This window comes from Paenibacillus agaridevorans (assembly GCF_003112455.1).
GTDB classification, from domain to species: domain Bacteria; phylum Bacillota; class Bacilli; order Paenibacillales; family Paenibacillaceae; genus Pristimantibacillus; species Pristimantibacillus agaridevorans.
The window spans coordinates 19,492-38,809 of sequence record NZ_BDQX01000047.1 but is presented as its reverse complement, the minus strand read 5'-3'; the positions used below and the strand labels follow the sequence as shown (position 1 = coordinate 38,809).

At 44.9% G+C, this 19,318-nt stretch carries 13 protein-coding genes; 2 read left to right on the top strand and 11 right to left on the bottom strand.

Annotated features, from left to right (window positions below):
* Nucleotides 1–23: 23 nt before the first annotated feature.
* Complete coding sequence (locus PAT3040_RS04880) at nt 24–1,736, bottom strand: extracellular solute-binding protein (RefSeq protein ID WP_108991747.1); 1,713 nt, start codon at nt 1,734–1,736, stop codon at nt 24–26.
* A 197-nt stretch (nt 1,737–1,933) separates the two neighbouring features.
* Here PAT3040_RS04880 and PAT3040_RS04875 point away from each other — a divergent pair, with 197 nt between their 5' ends.
* Nucleotides 1,934–3,661: a sensor histidine kinase gene (locus tag PAT3040_RS04875; RefSeq protein WP_108991746.1), complete on the top strand. Its 1,728-nt coding sequence runs from the start codon at nt 1,934–1,936 to the stop codon at nt 3,659–3,661.
* A complete protein-coding gene (locus tag PAT3040_RS04870; RefSeq protein ID WP_108991745.1) occupies nt 3,651–5,282 on the top strand; it encodes a response regulator transcription factor in 1,632 nt (543 codons plus the stop codon). Before PAT3040_RS04875 ends, PAT3040_RS04870 begins: the two co-directional genes overlap by 11 nt.
* Before the next feature lie 105 nt (nt 5,283–5,387).
* Here the strand turns inward: PAT3040_RS04870 and PAT3040_RS04865 are convergent, their stop codons facing one another.
* From PAT3040_RS04865 to PAT3040_RS04820, 10 genes are all read right to left on the bottom strand, one after another.
* The gene (locus PAT3040_RS04865) at nt 5,388–6,266 is read right to left on the bottom strand and encodes a carbohydrate ABC transporter permease (RefSeq protein ID WP_108991744.1); all 879 of its coding nucleotides are present in this window, start codon (nt 6,264–6,266) and stop codon (nt 5,388–5,390) included.
* A gap of 15 nt (nt 6,267–6,281) precedes the next feature.
* Complete coding sequence (locus PAT3040_RS04860) at nt 6,282–7,187, bottom strand: ABC transporter permease (protein ID WP_108991743.1); 906 nt, start codon at nt 7,185–7,187, stop codon at nt 6,282–6,284.
* 93 nt (nt 7,188–7,280) lie between these two features.
* On the bottom strand, nt 7,281–9,023 hold the full coding sequence (locus PAT3040_RS04855; protein WP_108991742.1) for an extracellular solute-binding protein: 1,743 nt from the start codon (nt 9,021–9,023) through the stop codon (nt 7,281–7,283).
* Between the two features lie 122 nt (nt 9,024–9,145).
* Nucleotides 9,146–9,901: a response regulator transcription factor gene (locus tag PAT3040_RS04850; RefSeq protein WP_108991741.1), complete on the bottom strand. Its 756-nt coding sequence runs from the start codon at nt 9,899–9,901 to the stop codon at nt 9,146–9,148.
* Nucleotides 9,891–11,675: a cache domain-containing sensor histidine kinase gene (locus PAT3040_RS04845; RefSeq protein WP_108991740.1), complete on the bottom strand. Its 1,785-nt coding sequence runs from the start codon at nt 11,673–11,675 to the stop codon at nt 9,891–9,893. The genes PAT3040_RS04850 and PAT3040_RS04845 overlap by 11 nt, the downstream gene beginning before the upstream one ends.
* Before the next feature lie 175 nt (nt 11,676–11,850).
* Nucleotides 11,851–14,040, bottom strand: a complete 2,190-nt coding sequence (locus PAT3040_RS04840; protein ID WP_219930234.1) for a right-handed parallel beta-helix repeat-containing protein — start codon at nt 14,038–14,040, stop codon at nt 11,851–11,853.
* Nucleotides 14,041–14,056: 16 nt separating this feature from the next.
* Nucleotides 14,057–16,528 carry an S-layer homology domain-containing protein gene (locus PAT3040_RS04835; RefSeq protein WP_108991739.1) on the bottom strand — a complete coding sequence of 824 codons (2,472 nt, stop codon included), beginning with the start codon at nt 16,526–16,528 and terminating at the stop codon, nt 14,057–14,059.
* 107 nt (nt 16,529–16,635) lie between these two features.
* Nucleotides 16,636–17,409, bottom strand: a complete 774-nt coding sequence (gene tatC / locus PAT3040_RS04830; RefSeq protein ID WP_307719155.1) for a twin-arginine translocase subunit TatC — start codon at nt 17,407–17,409, stop codon at nt 16,636–16,638.
* 26 nt (nt 17,410–17,435) lie between these two features.
* Complete coding sequence (gene tatA / locus PAT3040_RS04825) at nt 17,436–17,660, bottom strand: twin-arginine translocase TatA/TatE family subunit (protein ID WP_108991738.1); 225 nt, start codon at nt 17,658–17,660, stop codon at nt 17,436–17,438.
* A gap of 196 nt (nt 17,661–17,856) precedes the next feature.
* On the bottom strand, nt 17,857–19,005 hold the full coding sequence (locus tag PAT3040_RS04820; protein ID WP_181376442.1) for a Gfo/Idh/MocA family protein: 1,149 nt from the start codon (nt 19,003–19,005) through the stop codon (nt 17,857–17,859).
* Nucleotides 19,006–19,318 lie beyond the last annotated feature (313 nt).

The window sequence follows — 19,318 nt, the reverse complement described above, 5'->3', positions numbered from 1 at the left end:
ATCCCGTTGTCTCTCAGGAAAATCTAATTATTTAACTCCGCGGTAATCTCATCTCCGCCTTGCTTTTTCCAATCCGCCACAAACTTATCGAAATCATCGGCTCCCGCTTCACCAAGGATAACCTTGGTATAAAAAACTTCCTCCATCTTGGTTAATGTCGGCATTTTCTGCGACATGGTTGGTGTAGAAGCAATTTTTAATGGTGTTGTCATGGTTTGATTATTGGTAAAGTAATAATCCAGCACTTCGGCTCCGCTATTCGGTGTTCCGAATGTCGTATTGTACATCCATCCATTTTGAACATCAGCATTTTTATTATCTTTAGGGTTTTTCGCATAATCGTACATCCCTTTTAGGTAAAAATATTCGTTGGATGTGTTTGGATATTTATCAAAAGGTTCGTTGGCCAAAAAGGAGGCTTTAACTCTGCGATGCTCATTAACCTGCAGCAGTGGCGAGTTAAATTGCAAAATCGAATACTGCCAATACATAATTCCGCTATCTTTGCCCGTTCCATAATCGGACTTTGGATTTACCATCCAATGTTCCGTAAAGAAGTTAGCTAATTTAATAACGACTTCCGGATTTTTAAACCCTTTCTTTACTACCCAGAATGAACCCGCAGTAGGTCCGACATAGGCTTTGGCGGGCGCACCATCCGCAGATGGCATTGGATAAGCACGTAACACGGCATCGGGATTATTAACATACAAATCCTTAATATTGCTGAATGCATAACCAAAGCTGCTGTATACCATACCGAGCTTCCCGGCAATAACAGCCTCCCTCGTTTTAGCCGCGTCCTTCACGCCGAATTCCTTATCAATAAGTCCCGCTTTGTACATATCGGCTAGTGCCAGTACGGCTGTTTTTGTTTCCGGCTGAATGCCGCCATAAACAATCTTGCCGTCACTGTCCGTTACCCACTGAAATGGATAAGAATGATAGCCATTAAAAAAACCATTAACAACAAATTGAGACAGTTCCTTGGACACGCCTAGTCCATAAGTGTCCACCCCGTCAGGCTTGTTCTTTACAAACTCCGAAGCAATGTGGACGAGTTCATCCATCGTCTTTGGCGGCGTTAGGCCAAGCTTATCCAACCAGTCCTGACGAAGCCACAACATGTTCGAAGTCCAGAAGCCTTGCGTAACCGCAGGAAACGCATACATTTTTCCATCTATCGTGGCTGCATTTACGGCATAGCCGCCATCTTCGTCGACTGTTTTTTTCGTGTCTTCGCTTACATATTTCTCATATACTTCCGTCAGATCCTCGATCATGCCAGCCTCAACCAAATTTCTAAGCTGAATACCATCAACCATAAACACGTCTGGTATATTACCGGATGATATAGCTACATTGGACTTCGCTGCATATTGATCGCCGGGCACAATCCATTCGTTAATTAACTTCACGCCTAAATCGCTTTCGTAAAAATCGTAAACTCTATTTTTATCAATCGACTCGCCAGCTTCAAACTTGAAGCCATCAGCCGTTCTGCCGATCTTGACTTCGATAGGCGGATCAAACTTGCCTAATGGATCAACCGTTTCACTTTCTGCATTTGTCGTTTCGGAAGCAGATTCAGTTGCAGGCTGCGAATTTGTCGCCTTCGCTCCATTAGATGTATTCGGCTCACTCGTATTCTCTTTGCTGCACGCACTAAGGATGGATACCATGGCTAATGCCACAATCAAAACCATAATCCGAACCTTGCCCATTCGTTTTTTCAAAAGGAACTCCCCCTGATCGACAATGAATTACACTCGAGTGTATGTATTAACTTTAAGCGAGAACTTAGTCGTCAACAAGGGAGAATCCTTGTCATGCCTTGCACTCTATTGTTCTCTATTTCTCTCTTTCACTTTCTATTTGCTCTTTTATATTTTTCAAAGTATGATGAATTTCAATTGGAGGTGGTCCGGTTATTTTGAAGCTATCTACGCTATTTCCATTCCGCTACGGCATATTTCTAAAGCTGCTGGCAACCTTTCTTGTTGTATTTATTCCTGTTTTTTTAATAAGCTCCCTGATGAACAAATCCGGAGTCGATATCATTCGCCAGCAGCTCCTCGTTCTGATGGAGCAGAAGTCCGATTTTTTTGTATCCTCGATGGATTCGGAATTAAAACGAGCGTTTCAACTGCAGGAGGATTTCCTTAAAGATCCCGACCTCCAAGCAATTAGCATACGCTTCGATACGCTGACACCCTACGAACAAACGAAAACGATTAATGATCTTCATTCCAAGCTGTATACCCTTTCCGTATCGAGTAGATATATTAAAGAGGCCTATATTATTATGCCGAACATCCAGAGGCGCTTATCCTCCCTTACGGGTCAGACGGAATTGACGCCTCAGGAGCTAAACGATCTTCTAACAAATAAAACCTCAGGTTCAGAATTAGTTGTTTTGGATGGTCGAATCTATTCCCCTATGGGATTTCCTCATCTCAGTAACGGTTTATTTTTTGTCGTGATCGAATTGTCTGTTCCTAATATTAGTAAAGAGTTGGCTGATCCTAAAGCGAAAGGAAATGGCACATCTTATATCCTGAGCAACGAAGAGGACTCTTCTTTTATTATTCCTTCGGTTGATGCTAATGCAGAAACAATGCAATTTATTAAACAAACCGCTTCCATAAAAGAGACTTCTTTTCAGATAGACAACAAAAGCTATCTTCGTTTCACGAAACCATTTACATTTAGCAATTGGTCCTTTGTAACCGTTGTAGAAGAAGGCCAGATGCTGCAGCCCGTCTATTCGTTTAAGATATGGTTGACCGTGCTCTACGCGATTGCCATCCTTGTTGTTCTCATCGTCTCCCTGTTATTGCTTCGATTTCTACATAAGCCGCTGCGCAAATTAATGAAAGCATTTAAATTGGTGGAAATCGGCCAGTTTAATATCAATCTTCAGCATCGTAATAAAGATGAATTTTATTATTTATACCAGCAATTTAATCAGATGACCGCCCAATTGCAAATCCTTGTTCAGCAAGTGTACGAACAAACGATTCGCAGCCAGAAAGCGGAGCTAAAGCAGCTGCAATCGCAAGTGAATCCCCATTTTTTGTATAATAGTCTGTACATTTTGTATAGAATGGCACAAGATGAAGACTTCGAGGGCGTGTCTGCGATGTCCAGGCATCTAGGTGATTACTTCAAATTTATTACGCAGAACAAAGCGGATTTCATTTCTCTGGAGAAAGAGCTTCAGCATGCTAAAGTGTACACGTTTATCCAGCAGATCAGATTCGGTGATCGTATTGCTTTTCATTTCACCGAATATGGCTCTATAAACGAGTGGGAAGTCCCCCGTCTAATCATCCAGCCGTTTTTGGAAAATGCAATCGTTCATGGACTTGAAGATATGCATCAAAACGGAATGGTTCATGTACGCATCATTACAGCGGTCAACCGTCTAACTATCGAAATAGAAGATAACGGCAAAGGCGTTTCGCCCGAGCAGCTTCAGAAGTGGGAAAGTAATAGCGTTTTGGAAGAAGAATTCGGAGATCATGCTTTGTGGAACGTACACCGCCGCCTGCAGCTGCGCTATGGAAAAAGCAGCGGCATCCATCTGCAAACGAATCATTTTGGCGGACTTACAGCAACCCTGACGATTATAACTGAAGGAGAGAAGGATGATGAATAACATTTTGCTGATCGACGACGAGCCGGTTATTGTAGAAAGCTTATATAATATGCTGACCCGAATGGAGCATTTGGAGCTCATCATCTGGAAGGCCAACTCCGCAATTGCAGGTTTGGAAATTATGAAAAACAATCGGATTGATATTTTGATTACCGATGTCCGCATGCCAGGAATGTCCGGCCTAGAACTGATCCAACATGTTAAACAGCAGTGGAGCCGTTGCAAGGTCATCTTTTTATCCGGTTATTCGGAATACGAATATTTGCAAACCGCCTTGCGCGAAAACGCTTTCGATTATTTGTTAAAGCCGATCGACGATGAAGTTATTATAGAAACGGTTCAGAGGGTCATTGGGGAGATAGAAACCGATTTGCGCATGCACGATATTATGACGCAGACAGAGCTGCAGCTGCAAAAAGCGCAGTACCTGCTGCACAAAGATTTTTTTGAGCATCTGTTGTACGACAACCATCTCACTATCGAATCTATTGCTGGATATGTACAAACCTTGCATATCCCGCTTGACCTTGAACACGAGGTCATTATGATGATCGGGAGAGTAGATCGTTGGCCGCAGGACTACCGGCTTAAAGACAAGCTGCAGCTGCAATATGCGATAAATAATATTGTCGAAGAATATTTGCGCGAAACTTGCCAAATCGTTTCATTTACCGAGGATCGGTATGTGATTTGGTTGATCCAGGCAGGATCCTCCCAAGATCTCACCCATTTGCAGTGGTATATTAATGAGCTGCTGGAGAAAATCCAACAGTCCATTCGACAGTACCTGCATCTCCCGGTCTCTTTTGTACTCTCCAAACCAAACATAGGCTGGCTGCAAATCCATTATACCTACAAGGAAATGAGCGAGTGGATACAGCGTGGCATCGGCCTCGATGAGGGAATCATTTTAGTTGAACAGGCAGACAGCATGCTCTCGCAGTACAGCGAGCAGGAGTTATTGCCGCAGGACATTAAAAGAAATTTAAACCAGCTGACGAACCTGCTTGAAACTGGAGATAAAGCAACCTTTCACCGTACGATAAGCGACTTTTTTTATGTGATACAAAAAGCGGTTTTTATTGATTACACGTTACAGCTAGAAATATTCGCCCACCTATCAGTCATGCTCCTTTCGTATATGAACACCAGAAAAATTACCCGCAGCATCGAAATTCAGCTTGATTTAAAACCTCTTTCCAACTATGGGATGCATGCCAACTGGTCCGCCTTCGAAGATTATTGCTCACGACTGGCTGACATGCTATTTTCTTATGCGGAGGGGGAGAAAAAGGATCAGAAACAGCAAATTACCGATAAGGTGGATGCTTATATCATAAAACATTTGCATGAAAACACGTCACTTGACCATCTTGCAAAAACGTTTCACCTCAGCCCCTCCTATTTGTCACGGCTCTATCATGCGGAGAAAGGCGTTTCCTTATCGGAAAGAATAAAGCTGCTTAAGCTGGCCCGGGCAAAAGAACTGCTTAGCGTGGAGGGCGCCAAGATTCATGAAGTGGCCTCTGAGCTCGGATTTTATAATGTCTCTTATTTTACTAAGTTTTTCAAAAAAAATATGGGGATCCCCCCTCAGGAGTATAGACAGAACAATTCATAGACAATTAATCAGCGAAGCTTTGCGGACTTTATGAGCAAAACGCCGCCCAATTCTCCCTCTTTCGGAGATTCGGACGGCGTATGAAATGAGCCAACATCATCTGTATTACCCTTTAATCGAACCGACCAAAAGGCCTTTAATAAAATATCTTTGCAAAAACGGATACACACAAGCAATCGGCAAGACAGTAATGACCGTAATCGCCATTTTAAAGGTTTGTGGAGTAAGGGCGCCGATTTCAGTTTGCCCTTGTACCTTCAATTGCTCCAGCGAATTGATTTGATTTAACGTATTGTACAACACATACTGCAGTGTATATAAATTAGGCGACATGGTGTTGTAAATTTGAGTGTCGATAAATGAATTCCATTGATTAACCGAATCAAACAGAACGACAGCAGCAAATACAGGCATGCACAAAGGGAAAATAATTTTAAAGAACAGCAAGAAATGATTGGCTCCATCCATGACAGCAGCTTCTTCCAGTTCTCTCGGGAGCGCCTCGATATACGTCTTTATAAGCACCATGTTGAAAACAGAGATCACTGCTGGAAGAATATAAACAAGGAAGGTGCCGGTTAAATTTAAATACCCCATTAATAGGTACATAGGAATCATGCCGCTGCTAAAATAAAGGGTGAAAACAAAAAATTTACGAAAAAACTTTACACCTATTAGTTCGGCCCGGGTTAGTACATAAGCAGCCATTGAAGTAAAAAGCAACATCGCTGCCGGCCCTATAATCGTACGTGCCACCGAGATGAATACACCCGACAGAACGGCAGGGTCGTCAAAAGCCTTCTTGTACGAATCCAATGTAAAACCTTTTGGAAATAGGATAAGCCCGCCCTTCATCATACTGGGTGTACTTAACGAATAACTAATAATATAAACAAAGGGAATCAGCATGAGCACTAATATAACAAGCATAAACAAATAATTGAAGCTATCAAAAATCGTTCCGCCTACAGATCGTTCTTTCATCGAAACACCACCTCGTCAAAATACAGCTTTCCCAGTTGCTCTTTTGGATATCTCATTAACCACTATGATCAAAGCTAGGCTTATAAAAGTTTTCATGATGCCAACTGCAGTCGCATAAGGGAAATTCAATAGCTTTAGCCCGTATTTATAAATATACATATCAAGCACCTCTATCTTTTCCCAATTCGTCCCATTAGTGAACAAGTAGAACTGCTCAAAATTCGAATTCAATATCCAACCGCTATTTAAAATCAGCAATACAATTAAAGTTGGAATTAATGCAGGAATCGTAATATGCCATATTTTTTGAAAACGGTTGGCACCGTCGATTTCCGCAGCCTCATAATAATCCGATGGAATGGAGACGATCGATGCAATAAAAATGACGCTATTGTAGCCAAGATGTTTCCAGGCATTTAACGCAATCATCAGCCCCCAAGAATATTGAGGATCGCCCAACAAATTTATGCCCTCGTTCAGAATACCCCATTCGACCAACATTTCATTAATCGCTCCGGATGATGGGGCAAACAATGCATTGGAAAGCGAATATATAATGACCCACGAAATAAAAAAGGGAAAAAACGTTACGGTCTGAATAAATCTACCGAAAAATCGCAAACGAATTTCATTTAATAAGATAGCAAATACAAAAGCAGTAAATAAATTGGAAATCAGCGTACCAATATTAATGGCTAGCGTATTGCGCAAAAGATAAATATAGTCGCTGCTCTGCGTAAAAAAGGATTTAAATTGCTGAAATCCCACCCACTCAGCACTGGACAAGCTGATCCCCGGCTTGTAATTAACAAACGCAATGATCCAGCCCAATATCGGAACATACCAAAATATAAAGACCAGAACAACAGCCGGCAACAGCATTAAATATAACTCACGATGTCTAAATATTTTCAGTATCATTGTTTCAGCCTCATTCCTATAAAGGGCAATAGAATTGAACAATGGACATGGACAAACAAAAGTATGCCATGTCCATTGCTCGAACGATGCCTGTTATTTCAATTGTTCCAACTGCGCCATCTTTTCCTGATAGAGACGATTATATTCATTGACAATCGTTTCTGGCTTAAGCTTTTCGTATTCTTGGATGGTTGCTTGATACAGGGCTTCAAATTCCTCATCCGATTTTGGAGTTACAATGAGCTTCGCAGCGTTTTTCGTACGGAAATCAACTATTTTCTGATGCAAAGCACCGAGCTCTGAAGTCGTGTCGATAGAAATCGTTCCAGCTACGCCTGTATGGGCGGACTCACCCGTTTTTAAGAAATAATCCTTTGAATTCTCCCAGCCAAGTTGAGAATAAGCATCTTTCATTTCGGGTGTCAACACTAGTTCATCCTGAAACGCTTGGTCCAGGTTCATCGAATACGGCACGCCATCAGGCGCATTCGTGTAAACCTCTCCTAGGAAATTAAACAATCCGAAACCGATGTTTCTTCCCGCATCAGGATCTGTTGCTGCCTTTTTATAAGCTTCCGTTGGGACACGCTTGCCATTTTCAATGGTATATTCTTCGCCCTCGATCCCGGATTGCAATAAAACTCTACCTTCCTCGGATGCTGAGAATGCCAGCAATTCCTTAATGCGGTCTGGATGTTTGGCATTTTTAGTTATCGCAAATATAGCAAAGGGGCGAGTATCTTCAACACGAATTTGCCGTTTTTCGTTGCGTTCGATTTGAGTCATGCTGCGCACCGGCAAATTGATGTACTGCAGCTCAGGTTGACCAGCCTCGACTAACCCATGATTGGCTGTAGTCAATGCCCAAACAACATACCAGGAGGACAGCGCCCTGCCGCTGTTCAATTTCTCATTAAACTGATCCAGCTTGTCTGTAAAGGAATCCTTATCCAAAATCCCTTCACGGTACAGCTTATTGAAAAACTGGTAGTTTTCTTTTACGTACTCATTTTTCATTCTATCCTCATATTTTTGATCCACCTGGTTCCAAAGAACACCAAGGTTGCCTGCCGCAGTCGAATATCGACCGCCTTTTTCAAACATAATGTCACTTATTCCTTGCATCCCCCAAGGTTCTGCGAAGGGAACGATCATTCCAAGTGTCTTCTGACCATTTGTAGTTGGGTTATCTGCCAGTGCCTTCTTTAGAAAAGCAATGTAATCGTCTGTTGACAGCAAGTCCGGCCACCCCTGCTGCTCTAGCGCATCAATCCGAATTCCGATATCATTGACCTCAAGCGCATTGTTAAAATCAGCGGGCACATTACTTTCCCATTTATACAGCTTTCCATCATTAGCCGATAACTTCCAAAGCGGGATCTGTTTGCTGTATCTACTGGCAAAGTCAGGCGTCTCATTGACAAATTCATCGAGAGGCAGAAGGGCTCCTGCTCTTACATATTTATCAAAAGTATCATTATCCTGAATCCCAATAATTTCCGGATAATCCCCACCTGCTAACATAAGGTTCAGCTTATCGGCGTAATTTCCCGGTGTCTGCACATACTCGAATACGATATTGAACTTCTCTTTGATGACTTTTCCAATTTTGGTTTCATCACTTTTTTTAATCTGACTGTTGTTCTGTGTAAGAACCTTGATCGTATACTCTTCTTTAATATCCGTCGTTTCTTTTCCGGCTGTCTGTCCACTCTCTGCCGGTGTTGTTGCGCTTGAAGTCCCCTCATTTGAATTTGTATTGGAGCTGCATGCCGCTGCCAATACGAGACTGAGCGCCATAACGAATGCCCCTAACCTTTTACCCGTTTTCCTCATTTTTTTCCCCCCTAAGTTTGTAACACGATGATTTGATAAGCGCTTACAAGATTAGTATAAAGTGCAGACTCCTTATTTCGTATGTCAGAACTTTAGCAAGTCTATGTTCATTTTTTAGCCGTTCAGCTTCTCTTGTTACTGTCTCGATATTGCGTCGCAGTCTGGTCCATCATTTTTTTAAATAGTTTCGCGAAATGAAAATAATCCGTATAACCTACTCGACCGGATATCTCTTGTATAGTCAAGTTAGAGCCCGCCAACAGTTCGCAGGCATAGGAAATTCTCTTTCTTGTAAGATAAATAAGAAAGGTTTCGTTACCGTTTTTACGAAATAATTGGCTCACATAGCTAAGATTTAATTGTAATTCCTCCGCAATGTTATGCAGCGATATATCTTCTCGAAAATGGTCGTTTATATAAGTGAGCACACTATTAAATGTTGCACTTCTTGTAGCGTCCTCATGATCCGAATCAGGGATACGATAATGCGCCGCCTGTTGCTTCTGAGATGATCTATTAAATTTATGCAATGCTTCAATAAGCTCATCCTCTTCGAATGGCTTGAGGCAATAATCCAGTACGCCGTATCGCATCGCTTGCTGTGCATATTCAAAATCCTTAAATCCTGAAGTGATTACAAAACTAGTCCCGATATTTAATTCATTTGTTTGCCTGATTAACTCCAACCCGTCCATACCAGGCATTCGAATATCAGTAAATACAAGATCGGGAGATAACTGCTTGATCCTCTCCAATCCTTCAATTCCGTTAGACGCCTCTGCTATAATTTCAAATCCGTATGCTTTCCAATCGATGCTTGACCTCAAGCTCCTAATAATCCTTTTTTCATCATCAATCAGTATGACATTATTCATCATCCAGCACCTCTTCGCAGGGTAGTATGAGTTGTACTTCCGTTCCTTCGCCTAAAACACTATCAAGCTTTAACCCATAAGGCTCTCCATAGGTGGTACGCAGACGATAATGAACATTAATGATTCCAAGATGCTCTTGATTTTGAAACAAATCCGGCAATTCGCCTTTAATATCAAGTACCTGCTGGAGTCGATTCAATTGGTCTGGCCCCATGCCTGCGCCGTCATCCTTCACTTGAAGGACAATATTTCCATCCGTTGTTCGATACCCACTGCACCACAAATGCCCTTTCCCCATCTTCATTTCCAATCCATGGGTAATTGCATTTTCCAATATGGGCTGTAGCAGCATTTTAATAACCATACAATTTAACAAGTCGTCCTGAACATCGACATGGACCTCGAAACGATCCTCAAATCGAAACTGCTGCAGCGCAATATAATAGTTAGCAATAGTCAGTTCTTCCCTAAGCGTCACTTCTTCTTGGCCTTTGATGCTGTAACGAAGCATTCGCCCTAAGGCGGATATCGTTTCTTTCATTTCCTTTGCACCGATTTCTTGAGCCATGCCTTTTAAGGATTCCAGCATATTATATAGAAAATGGGGATTTACCTGCTGCTTCAGGAAAGCAAGCTCTGCCTGTTTCTTCAGCATGCCCAGCGCATAAATTCTGGTTTTCGAAGCTACAACCTCATCGGTCAATCTATTGATTTCATCGAGCATATCATTAAACTTATTAGCCATTATCATAATTTCGTGATAGCCTGATAGCTCCAGTCGTTTATAACCCTGATTAAGCTCACCTGTTTTAACAATTTGAATAAATCTAATAAAGCTCCGAATGGGCTCCACAATATTGCGGCTAATGATCCACAAAATTAAACCCATTAGCGGTATAAAAAATAACAATAGCCATCCATACATGGTACGGATCTTGTCCATTCCCCGGAATAGATCAGATTTCGAATACACATTGACGACTTTCCCCTGAATATCCGGCAGTTCCATCTCAAGTACGATATTCGCTGTCTGCATGAGATCGTTGTAGGAGGCAGTCTCCAGCTTTTCTCCGATCCTCGATTTATCGTTGCTTGCATTAATAATTCCATAACGATCCAGAACATAAAAACTCCCAAAGCCATGTTCAAGCAACGTATTAAACTTAGGGAAAATCGCATTTAAATCGAGTATCACAATAATATATCCCAATGTATTTGTCGGAAATATATCATTAATTCTCGCTCCGATGATATAATAATCTTCTTGCGTATTCGTATGGATTAATCGTGTATAATACGGTTTTGCCGATTGGTTTTTATGTAACGCCAATTCCGCTACTGTACTCATAACGGCTTCCTTCTTGCCGCTGTCTGACATGAGATTAACGTTATTTCCGTTTTCACCAATGATCGTAATATCAACAACGCCAGGATGAAGCTGAGAAATCGTTGTCACCTGCTTGTCCACTTTCTGGAACAGGTCATATTTATCAAGCAAATCAGATGTTTTAAGATAATAATGGATATCGGGATTATAGAGTGTGCTTTCAATGATTCCATGGATCTGTTCCATTTGGGATTGAACGTATTCCGTCATTTTATCTAGCAACTCAACCGAATAATTTTCATTTTTCTGGTAAATTATTTTAGTGGATTGATTGTAGGTCATATACATGATCAATATAATCACACCAACAAATATACACAGTATAACAAGCAGTTGCAGCTTAATCGGACGAGTTTTAAAGTATTTCATAAAACTTTCTGCCCCTCTCATCGTGAAAATCTTCTATCACAATAGTATCAGCAGAATTCGCAAGTCACCACTGTAAATCAGCTTTTTTGCTCCTCCATCAGCTATGCAAGGAATGAAACAGAGCGAGCCATATTGTCCGATTGGACATATAGCTCGCTAATTCTATACCTATCAAGTGTAAACGGCTTTCGCCGGCTTATTGCAGCGCAATAAGGGAAAGTCCGACCGGGGTAGACAATGTTCCGCCTGTTTTCATGGCGGACGTAACAGATTGATCGGAATAACTGGCATCAAACCAAGCTTTCGTATCGCTATTGGTCGACTCGATGAACGCTTTCGCACTCGTCGGCGCGCCGCCTTCGTTTTGGAAGATGCAGTGCTGGAACCATACATTGGATCCAGCGCCGCCCGTGTCCTCAAGCTTGATCGCTTCAACGGCGGAATCAGTGATATTTTTAATGATGCGGCATTGAACAAACTCCGTTGCGGAAGCTCTCGTCGATGCCGAGCGGCTGACCTTCAGTTGTTGGTGAGAACTCAGCTTCATCGTTACAGACCGGAGTTGCACACGCCCGTTTGTCATTATGGTCGTCGGCGCAATAATCTCGCAATCTTGCAACGAAATTTCTCCAGTTGCCGCAGGATTTCCAATAAATTGAGAGGATGAAATGAAGCGGCATCGAACAAATGATAATTTCGTAAAATCCTGTATATACGGAAGCGCGATATTACTGCCTGTTACATATAATTCAGGCACACTGTTATTCGTTTTTATAAATACAGGCGCCGCATCTCCATTATATAATCCATTGTTGGAGACACCATTGAGCTCAATGATTGGTTTGCCACTCTCGTAAAGCATAATATCGGCTGTCATGTGGTCCGGTGAGAGAAATTTATTATCTGCCCGATTATTGCAATTCGTAACACAGTTGTTCAACTTGATTCTGGGCGATATACCCGGAGCACCGAGGATCAAGTAACCGATATATTCATGATCCCCTTCGGAGGAAAGCTCGACATGGCAATCGGTTAATCGATACGAATCCGCTGTATTGCGAGCCACTATCGTAATCCCGTTAAGGCATTTGTAGCTCGCGCAGCCATTCATGCTTGCCGTAACATTATGATGTTCCTCATAAGTCCCGACAATAAAACCGTAGCCTTTATTATTGTAGGCAATACAGGATTGAAAGATAAATGAAGCACTCTCTGTCCGGGTTGGCAGAGGACCGCCGGCAATAGCTACAAACCCCCGGTCCGAATTGTTCTCCGCAACACATTGCGAGTATGTAACGCTTACCGTTTGCTCAGCCCAGAAGCCTGCGTTGTATTCGGCTCCCCCATAAAGAACGGAAGAATTATGCCCATTCGTTGCAAAACATAGCGAATAGTCAACATTGTAGACCACTAGATCGTTTACAAATCCAATCCGCGTATAGTCTTCAGCTATACAGTTAATGAGCGTGAGATCGTGAGACTTCTGAGAGTAGAAACAGTCTCCGAAATTTCCGCGAGCATGCATTAATCTGCAGTTTTCCAACGTAATGTGGCTGCTCTCGGACTCGATGCGCACGGTTGAGAAGAAGCTATTGCGAAATACGCAATTCCGCAATACAATATGCTGGCTTCCCCAAATGTCAAAGGCTATAGAACCGGCAAATGCATTATAATTCGACGAATTCCATGCGTCCGGATCAGCGCTGACATTACCATCAAAGACCAGTCCTTCGAACGTGAGGCCTGTCTGATTGATGACTTTAACAAAGTCGCGATCGAATTCCGACATACCAGGATTAAAATTACTTTTTATAACTGCCCGTTCACGCGAATACCAGGAAACGGTGGGCAACAGGCCGTGGGCTCTGTACGTTCCGCCAGGAAAATACACCGCTCTTCCGCCCGCGGCCGCATAAGCGTTAGCTTGAACGATTGCGAACGAATCATCCGTTTCGCCATCTCCTTTTGCACCAAACCATTTCGCGCTAACATCGTCTTCCACAATTCGCTTGAACCTCTTGCCAGCCGTTGATACAAGCACCCCGCCTGTGTCGTCAGCAGATACCTGGTCAGACGGATCATAGCGGAACATCCCTTCCATCCCTCTGTCCTGAACATAGTATAGCGCTCCTAATCCCGGGCTTTCCTCTGCACGCAACTGGGCGATTGTTACAGGCACCATTAGATTCAGCGCCAGCAAATCCTGCACCCTATTGCGCTGCACCTCTGATTCGGCCGCATACGCTTGCCCTGCTCCGCCAAGCAGGTTGCTGGACGCCAACCCGACACCGGCAATTCCCATCGATGCCAGCAATTTGCGCCGGCTTATTAAACTTTCCTTCACCTTGTTCTCCTCTGAGCCCAACTTCTCTTCTCCTAATTTCATGTTAAATGCCTCCTCACTAGAATTGGATAAAACCGATAAGCACAAGCAGTCTTTTCACAACTGCCGCCGCTTCAGCACGTGTTACGTTTTTCTTAGGTGCGAAGCGTCCATCACCCATACCTTCCATGATTCCAGCTTGCATAACTGCTGCCGCTGCCCCTCTTGCCCAGTTGCTTACTTCCGCTCCGTCAGCGAATGCGCCTAGCAGCTCCTCCTGCCTGTTTGCCGCCACTTTCGCCGGATGAGAAGCTAGAGCGAGCATACGTACGGAAAACACTGCCAGTTGTTCGCGTGTCAACCTTCCTTCCGGATCGAACAACCCTCCAGCAGTGCCTTGAGTCAGACCTGCTTGAACTGCTGCTCCTACAGCAGCCGCATACCAGCTATCCGGCGCGACATCCCCGAAAGCTGTCCCCGCGCTAGCCTGCTCTGCAAGCGCCAAGGCTCGGATGGCCAAACTGGTGAACTCTGCTCGCGATACTGCCCTACTCGGAGAAAACGTTGTTTCCGATACGCCTTTGACAATTTGTCTGGCGGCCAGTTCCTCCACAGCTTGAGATACCCAGTGGCCCGCCAGGTCTTGAAATTGTCTTGGCGTTGGCGCCTTGGCAATTACGATTATCCCGTTGCCTGGCTGCAACAATGTAGCTAGAGTGCCTCCGGCTGCCGCTTCGCTAAATCGCACAGGCAAATAGTGAAACTCTCCCGATGGCGATACACGCAGCGCGATGGCATCTGTTGGCTTTAACTTCTCCGGCAACCAGATGCTCCTTGCAACATAAACAGCTCCATAATCTGTTATTTCATCGTCCTCTATGGCGATGCTAAATGTCAGCGGCGAGCTTATTAGTTGCAAGCCTTGTCCTCCGGCCTTCCCCGCCAACTCTTCCGCAGCCAGGCCTCGGCTCGTATCAATACCGACATACACAACAACGTCTTCCAAATGTTCGACACGCTTGGACAACGCATTAACCAAAGGGGGCAAGCTGACAGGTAAGTAATAGCTTGCAGTGCCCGCTTTGATTTTAAGCACTGCGTCTGGAGCAGCAAGAGCCGCTGACTGCAGGCACTTCGCCGGAATCCCGATCCGGTACCTGTGAGCTTGCTCCTCCAAGGTAAATGTAACCCGCTGCACCGCTGCTTGCCCTTGCTCTGCTAGCTTAGTGAATGCTTCTTCCAAGGCCTCACTATTCAGGATGGCTTTGATATGGCCGTTGTCCTGCACTGAAATGGTCGCCGAATCGCGGCCTAATTTAATGCTGCCAGCTTCCTCTTCCGGCCACCTAGCTTCGCCTTCGTTTTCTCCTGCCCCTTCTTGCTCGTCAACTGGAGGTGATGGGGACGGTGTTATTACAGGTCCCTCTCCCCCTCCGGGAGGTTTAACGATGCCTAAGCCATCCAACACTCCGATGCTGTTTCCTCTATATTGGGCGACATATCCTTTGCCCAGCCCTGCATGCAGGGCCAATGCTATTGGACCTGCGCCAATGGCTGTTTCCGTGGCGGCATACGTATGGCCGTCGATGGCTGTAATGCTATCGCTTTCATAATTTGCCACATAAACGTTGCCTGTCCCTTGATGAACAGCGAGGCTCCCTGGCCGCTTACCGACAGGCACTGTCCCCAGTACCTCCCCTGACACGCTAAGCACTGACACGCTATTATCTTGACTATTCGCGACATAGACCTTTCCGTCGGTCTGGTCAATTGCAATTGCAGCTGGCCCTTTGCCAACCTCCACTTGCCGCGTTTTCCCGGTTGTCCCGTCTATGATCGTCACGTCACCACTATAGAAATTCGCCGCGTATACATTGCCTGTTCCGATATGCACCGCCAATGCGTTGGGCCCATTCCCTGTGGTCACGGTTTCCGTAAATCCGGTCGCACCATCGATAATGGTGGCTGTATCGCTGTCTATGTTGACGGCATAAACTTTGCCCGCTGCCTCATTAATCGCCACTGCTATCGGGCTTTCCCCTGCTGCAAAGGTACGAGTTGTCAGCGTGGCTCCATCAATTTCTGTAATCGAGCCGCTCCCCGCATTCGCGACATAGGCCTTGTTGCCTGTACTGTTCACAGCCAACGCCACCGGCTCATCGCCCACCTTCACCGTTTGCACCGCATGAGTATCCCCATTAATCACCGTGACAGTGCCGCTATCCGCATTCGCAACATAAATCCGGTTGCTTTTTGCATCAACAGCCAGTGCATAGGGGGTCTTGCCCACCCCGATTGTTGCCACTACCGCAGGTGATCCGCTTGCCTCATCGGCGAGCACCGTGACACTGTCGCCCGCCGCATTCGCTACATACACTCGATTCGTTGCTGGGTTGACCGCGACCGCATGCGGCGCCTGCCCTACCGCTATGCTAGGCAGCTGCTCTTCCTTCGCTGCCGCTGGCTGCACCGACACACTGGCCAGCAGCACGATAACCGCTAGCAGACATGCTGACAAAGCACGCCGTGAACCTCTCCTTCTCTCTTCCATTGGCCTTGCTCCCTCCCATTCAATGTAACCGTTGTCAATTTGCAAAAAAAATTTCTGACTTCCTTTGATCCTTCAACTCTATTTATGTCAGCAGTATCTTGTCCAAGCTAACCAAGCTGTACACTAGAAACGTTATTTTCTCCTGCTGCCTGCCCTTCCAATGCCTGCTGCTGCCGATACGCCCGCGCTGAAAGCAAGATGCTCAGCTCATATAGGACCACCAACGGGATAGCGACTAGGAAATCCGAGATAAAGTCCGGCGGCGTCACCAGCACGGCGATGGCGACCAGTGCCAAATATGCCACTTTGCGCATCCGCCTCAGCAGCGATGGCGTAACGATACCCAGCCGGGTCAGGAACAGCACCACCACAGGTAGTTGGAATAGCAGTGCTGTTGGAAGGATAATATTGAACATAAAGGTAAAATATTGTATGACTCCATACGTCTCCTGCAGCCCCATTCTCTGTGCCATCTTTGATGTGAAGCCGTAGGCCATTGGAAAAAGAATGAAGTAGGCGAAGGCAACTCCCAGAAGAAACAGTGCTGCCGCGCCGGGGATATACCTCAAAGCTACATATTGCTCCTCAGGCCGCAGCCCCGGGCGTACAAATCCCCAAACTTGGTGCAGCACATAGGGCAACGAGACCGCAAGAGCAATGACCAGGGCGCATTTCATATAGATGCCAACCGCATCCCACGGGGAGAACACATTCCAGGCTATCCCGCTCGCCGGCGGCACTGCCTTCAAGTAATCCAGCAGCGGGCTTGCCACCACCAGACCGATCACTAGTGCCACCCCAACTACAGATAGGGATCGAATAATTACTTTGCGCAGGTCGCCCAAATGATCGACGAGTGTCATCTCCTTTTCCTGACCCATCACTTCCCCCCCCTTTTTTGCTAAGCTCACGGCAGCGGCTGCTTGTCCTTCGTCTCGATTACCGACGGAGTCGGTTCGACCTCAAACGGCTTCTTGACCGAATTATCCTCCAGGATATCCCTCGTCCCATTCTTGAATTCCCGCAATGTCCTTCCTACAGCCTTCCCCAGCTCTGGCAGCTTGCTTGGGCCGAACAGCAGCAGTGCCAGCACAATCAATAAAATTAATCCCGGTACGCCTATCGCTGACATCTTCATCCCTCCATTTTTGTTATTCTTTCACGGACCTAACTCCCTATATTTTTAAATGCTCTTGCTAACTGCTAATGAGCCCAAACCTTAAAAAAGCGCTTACAGTACGAGTATTGAATGCAGCATCTTTATTTACTATGTCAGAACTTTAGCAGGTCTATGTTCATTCTTTAGCAGTTGAGTAATTTAATTATTATCAAAGCTTAATAATCTGGTCTGCATATGAAGTGCTCTTGCGAAAATCAGGCATATCCATCGTTCGTCCGCCATTCATGACAGACAGCTCAGACAACAGCGCTACCGCTGTCCATTCACAGGCGTCATATACGTCAATTGCCGGCTTCTGCAAGCCCTTAATGGCGTTGACGAAATCCTCCACGATAAAGTAATCTCCGCCCCAATGACCTGCTGACTTTTGTTCGTCTGTAGCATTCTTGTAGCGTTCAGGCATATGTTCATATAAATCGCTAAGCGGCTTCCACTGAGCATCATCCGAATGTTCGCCTTCGGAAACGAAGTACACTTTATGCTGATCGCCAAGCCCCCTCGGAGCTTCGAAGCTGCCTTTTGTCCCTTGAAGTGTGTAATAGCTCATATTATGTGGGCGATTAGATAAGCAATCCAGACGCAGCTTAATCAGCTTGCCGCTCTCCAACTGACACATCGTTATCGAAGTATCTTCCTGACGAAAACGTTTGTCGGTATGCCAACCCGTGCCGAAGCAGGAAACTGATTTAATCCGATCCCCCTCGAACCACTGCATAACCGGTCCTAAGCTATGTGTAGGATAAAATGCCCCCCTCTTTCCCAATTGCCAATACTTTCGCCAGGTAGAGTTAACGCCTTCCACCGTTCCTTCACGGTTAAATCGATAAGCAAGATCCCGAGCATTATGAAGATATTCCCCTTCGCCAAAATAAACCTCGCCGAACAGTCCCTTTTTAACCATATTCATAATCAATTGATTCTCCGGAATGTAACAATAATTTTCCGCCAGCATGTAAACCATCCCCGAGCTTTCTACCGTTTCCTTTAACCACCACAATTCATCCATCGTAACGCCCGCCGTAACCTCGCTCATCACATGCTTTCCATGCTCTAAAGCCTGAATAGCCTGGGGGACGTGCAGATGCATCGGTGTTGCAATGACAACTGCGTCGATGTCCGATTCTAGCATATCTTCATAGATTCTAAATGTATTCGGTATTCCATGTTGCTTGGCTTGCATTTGACAATACCCTTCGTCCAAATCGCAAAGCGCTACAACCTCAGTATCCGGTATCGATCGAAACCCTTGTAAAACGCTAAGTCCCCTTGCACCGACAATGCCTATTTTTATTGTCAACTTGTACCCCCCATTATGATTTATTGATCACATAAAAAGCCCTTCCTTTATTGAAGCGGTTACAAAAACATATTTTAACTATAAGCAACCACCCTACTCATGCATATGTCGGAATTTTAGCAGCCCTATGTTCATTCTTTATCTTAAACAACACAAATAGGGGGGCAAGGCCCCCCCTGATGTTGGTTGAATTATTTACGGACTGCTAAAGCCCGAATGTGTTGTCGTTCCTCTGTCACTTACAGATGTTTGCTCAAATAACCAAGCACATCTTCCTGCGTTTCATAGTGGCCAATCGGATAATTCCCCGTCG

Coding starts and splice junctions, on each gene's coding strand:
- PAT3040_RS04845 (WP_108991740.1), bottom strand. CDS start 11,675: ATGAGAGGGGCAGAAAGTTTTATGAAATACTTTAAAACTCGTCCGATT.
- PAT3040_RS04870 (WP_108991745.1), top strand. CDS start 3,651: ATGATGAATAACATTTTGCTGATCGACGACGAGCCGGTTATTGTAGAA.
- PAT3040_RS04850 (WP_108991741.1), bottom strand. CDS start 9,901: ATGATGAATAATGTCATACTGATTGATGATGAAAAAAGGATTATTAGG.
- PAT3040_RS04855 (WP_108991742.1), bottom strand. CDS start 9,023: ATGAGGAAAACGGGTAAAAGGTTAGGGGCATTCGTTATGGCGCTCAGT.
- tatC (WP_307719155.1), bottom strand. CDS start 17,409: ATGGGTCAGGAAAAGGAGATGACACTCGTCGATCATTTGGGCGACCTG.
- PAT3040_RS04860 (WP_108991743.1), bottom strand. CDS start 7,187: ATGATACTGAAAATATTTAGACATCGTGAGTTATATTTAATGCTGTTG.
- tatA (WP_108991738.1), bottom strand. CDS start 17,660: ATGTCAGCGATAGGCGTACCGGGATTAATTTTATTGATTGTGCTGGCA.
- PAT3040_RS04840 (WP_219930234.1), bottom strand. CDS start 14,040: ATGAAATTAGGAGAAGAGAAGTTGGGCTCAGAGGAGAACAAGGTGAAG.
- PAT3040_RS04835 (WP_108991739.1), bottom strand. CDS start 16,528: ATGGAAGAGAGAAGGAGAGGTTCACGGCGTGCTTTGTCAGCATGTCTG.
- PAT3040_RS04865 (WP_108991744.1), bottom strand. CDS start 6,266: ATGAAAGAACGATCTGTAGGCGGAACGATTTTTGATAGCTTCAATTAT.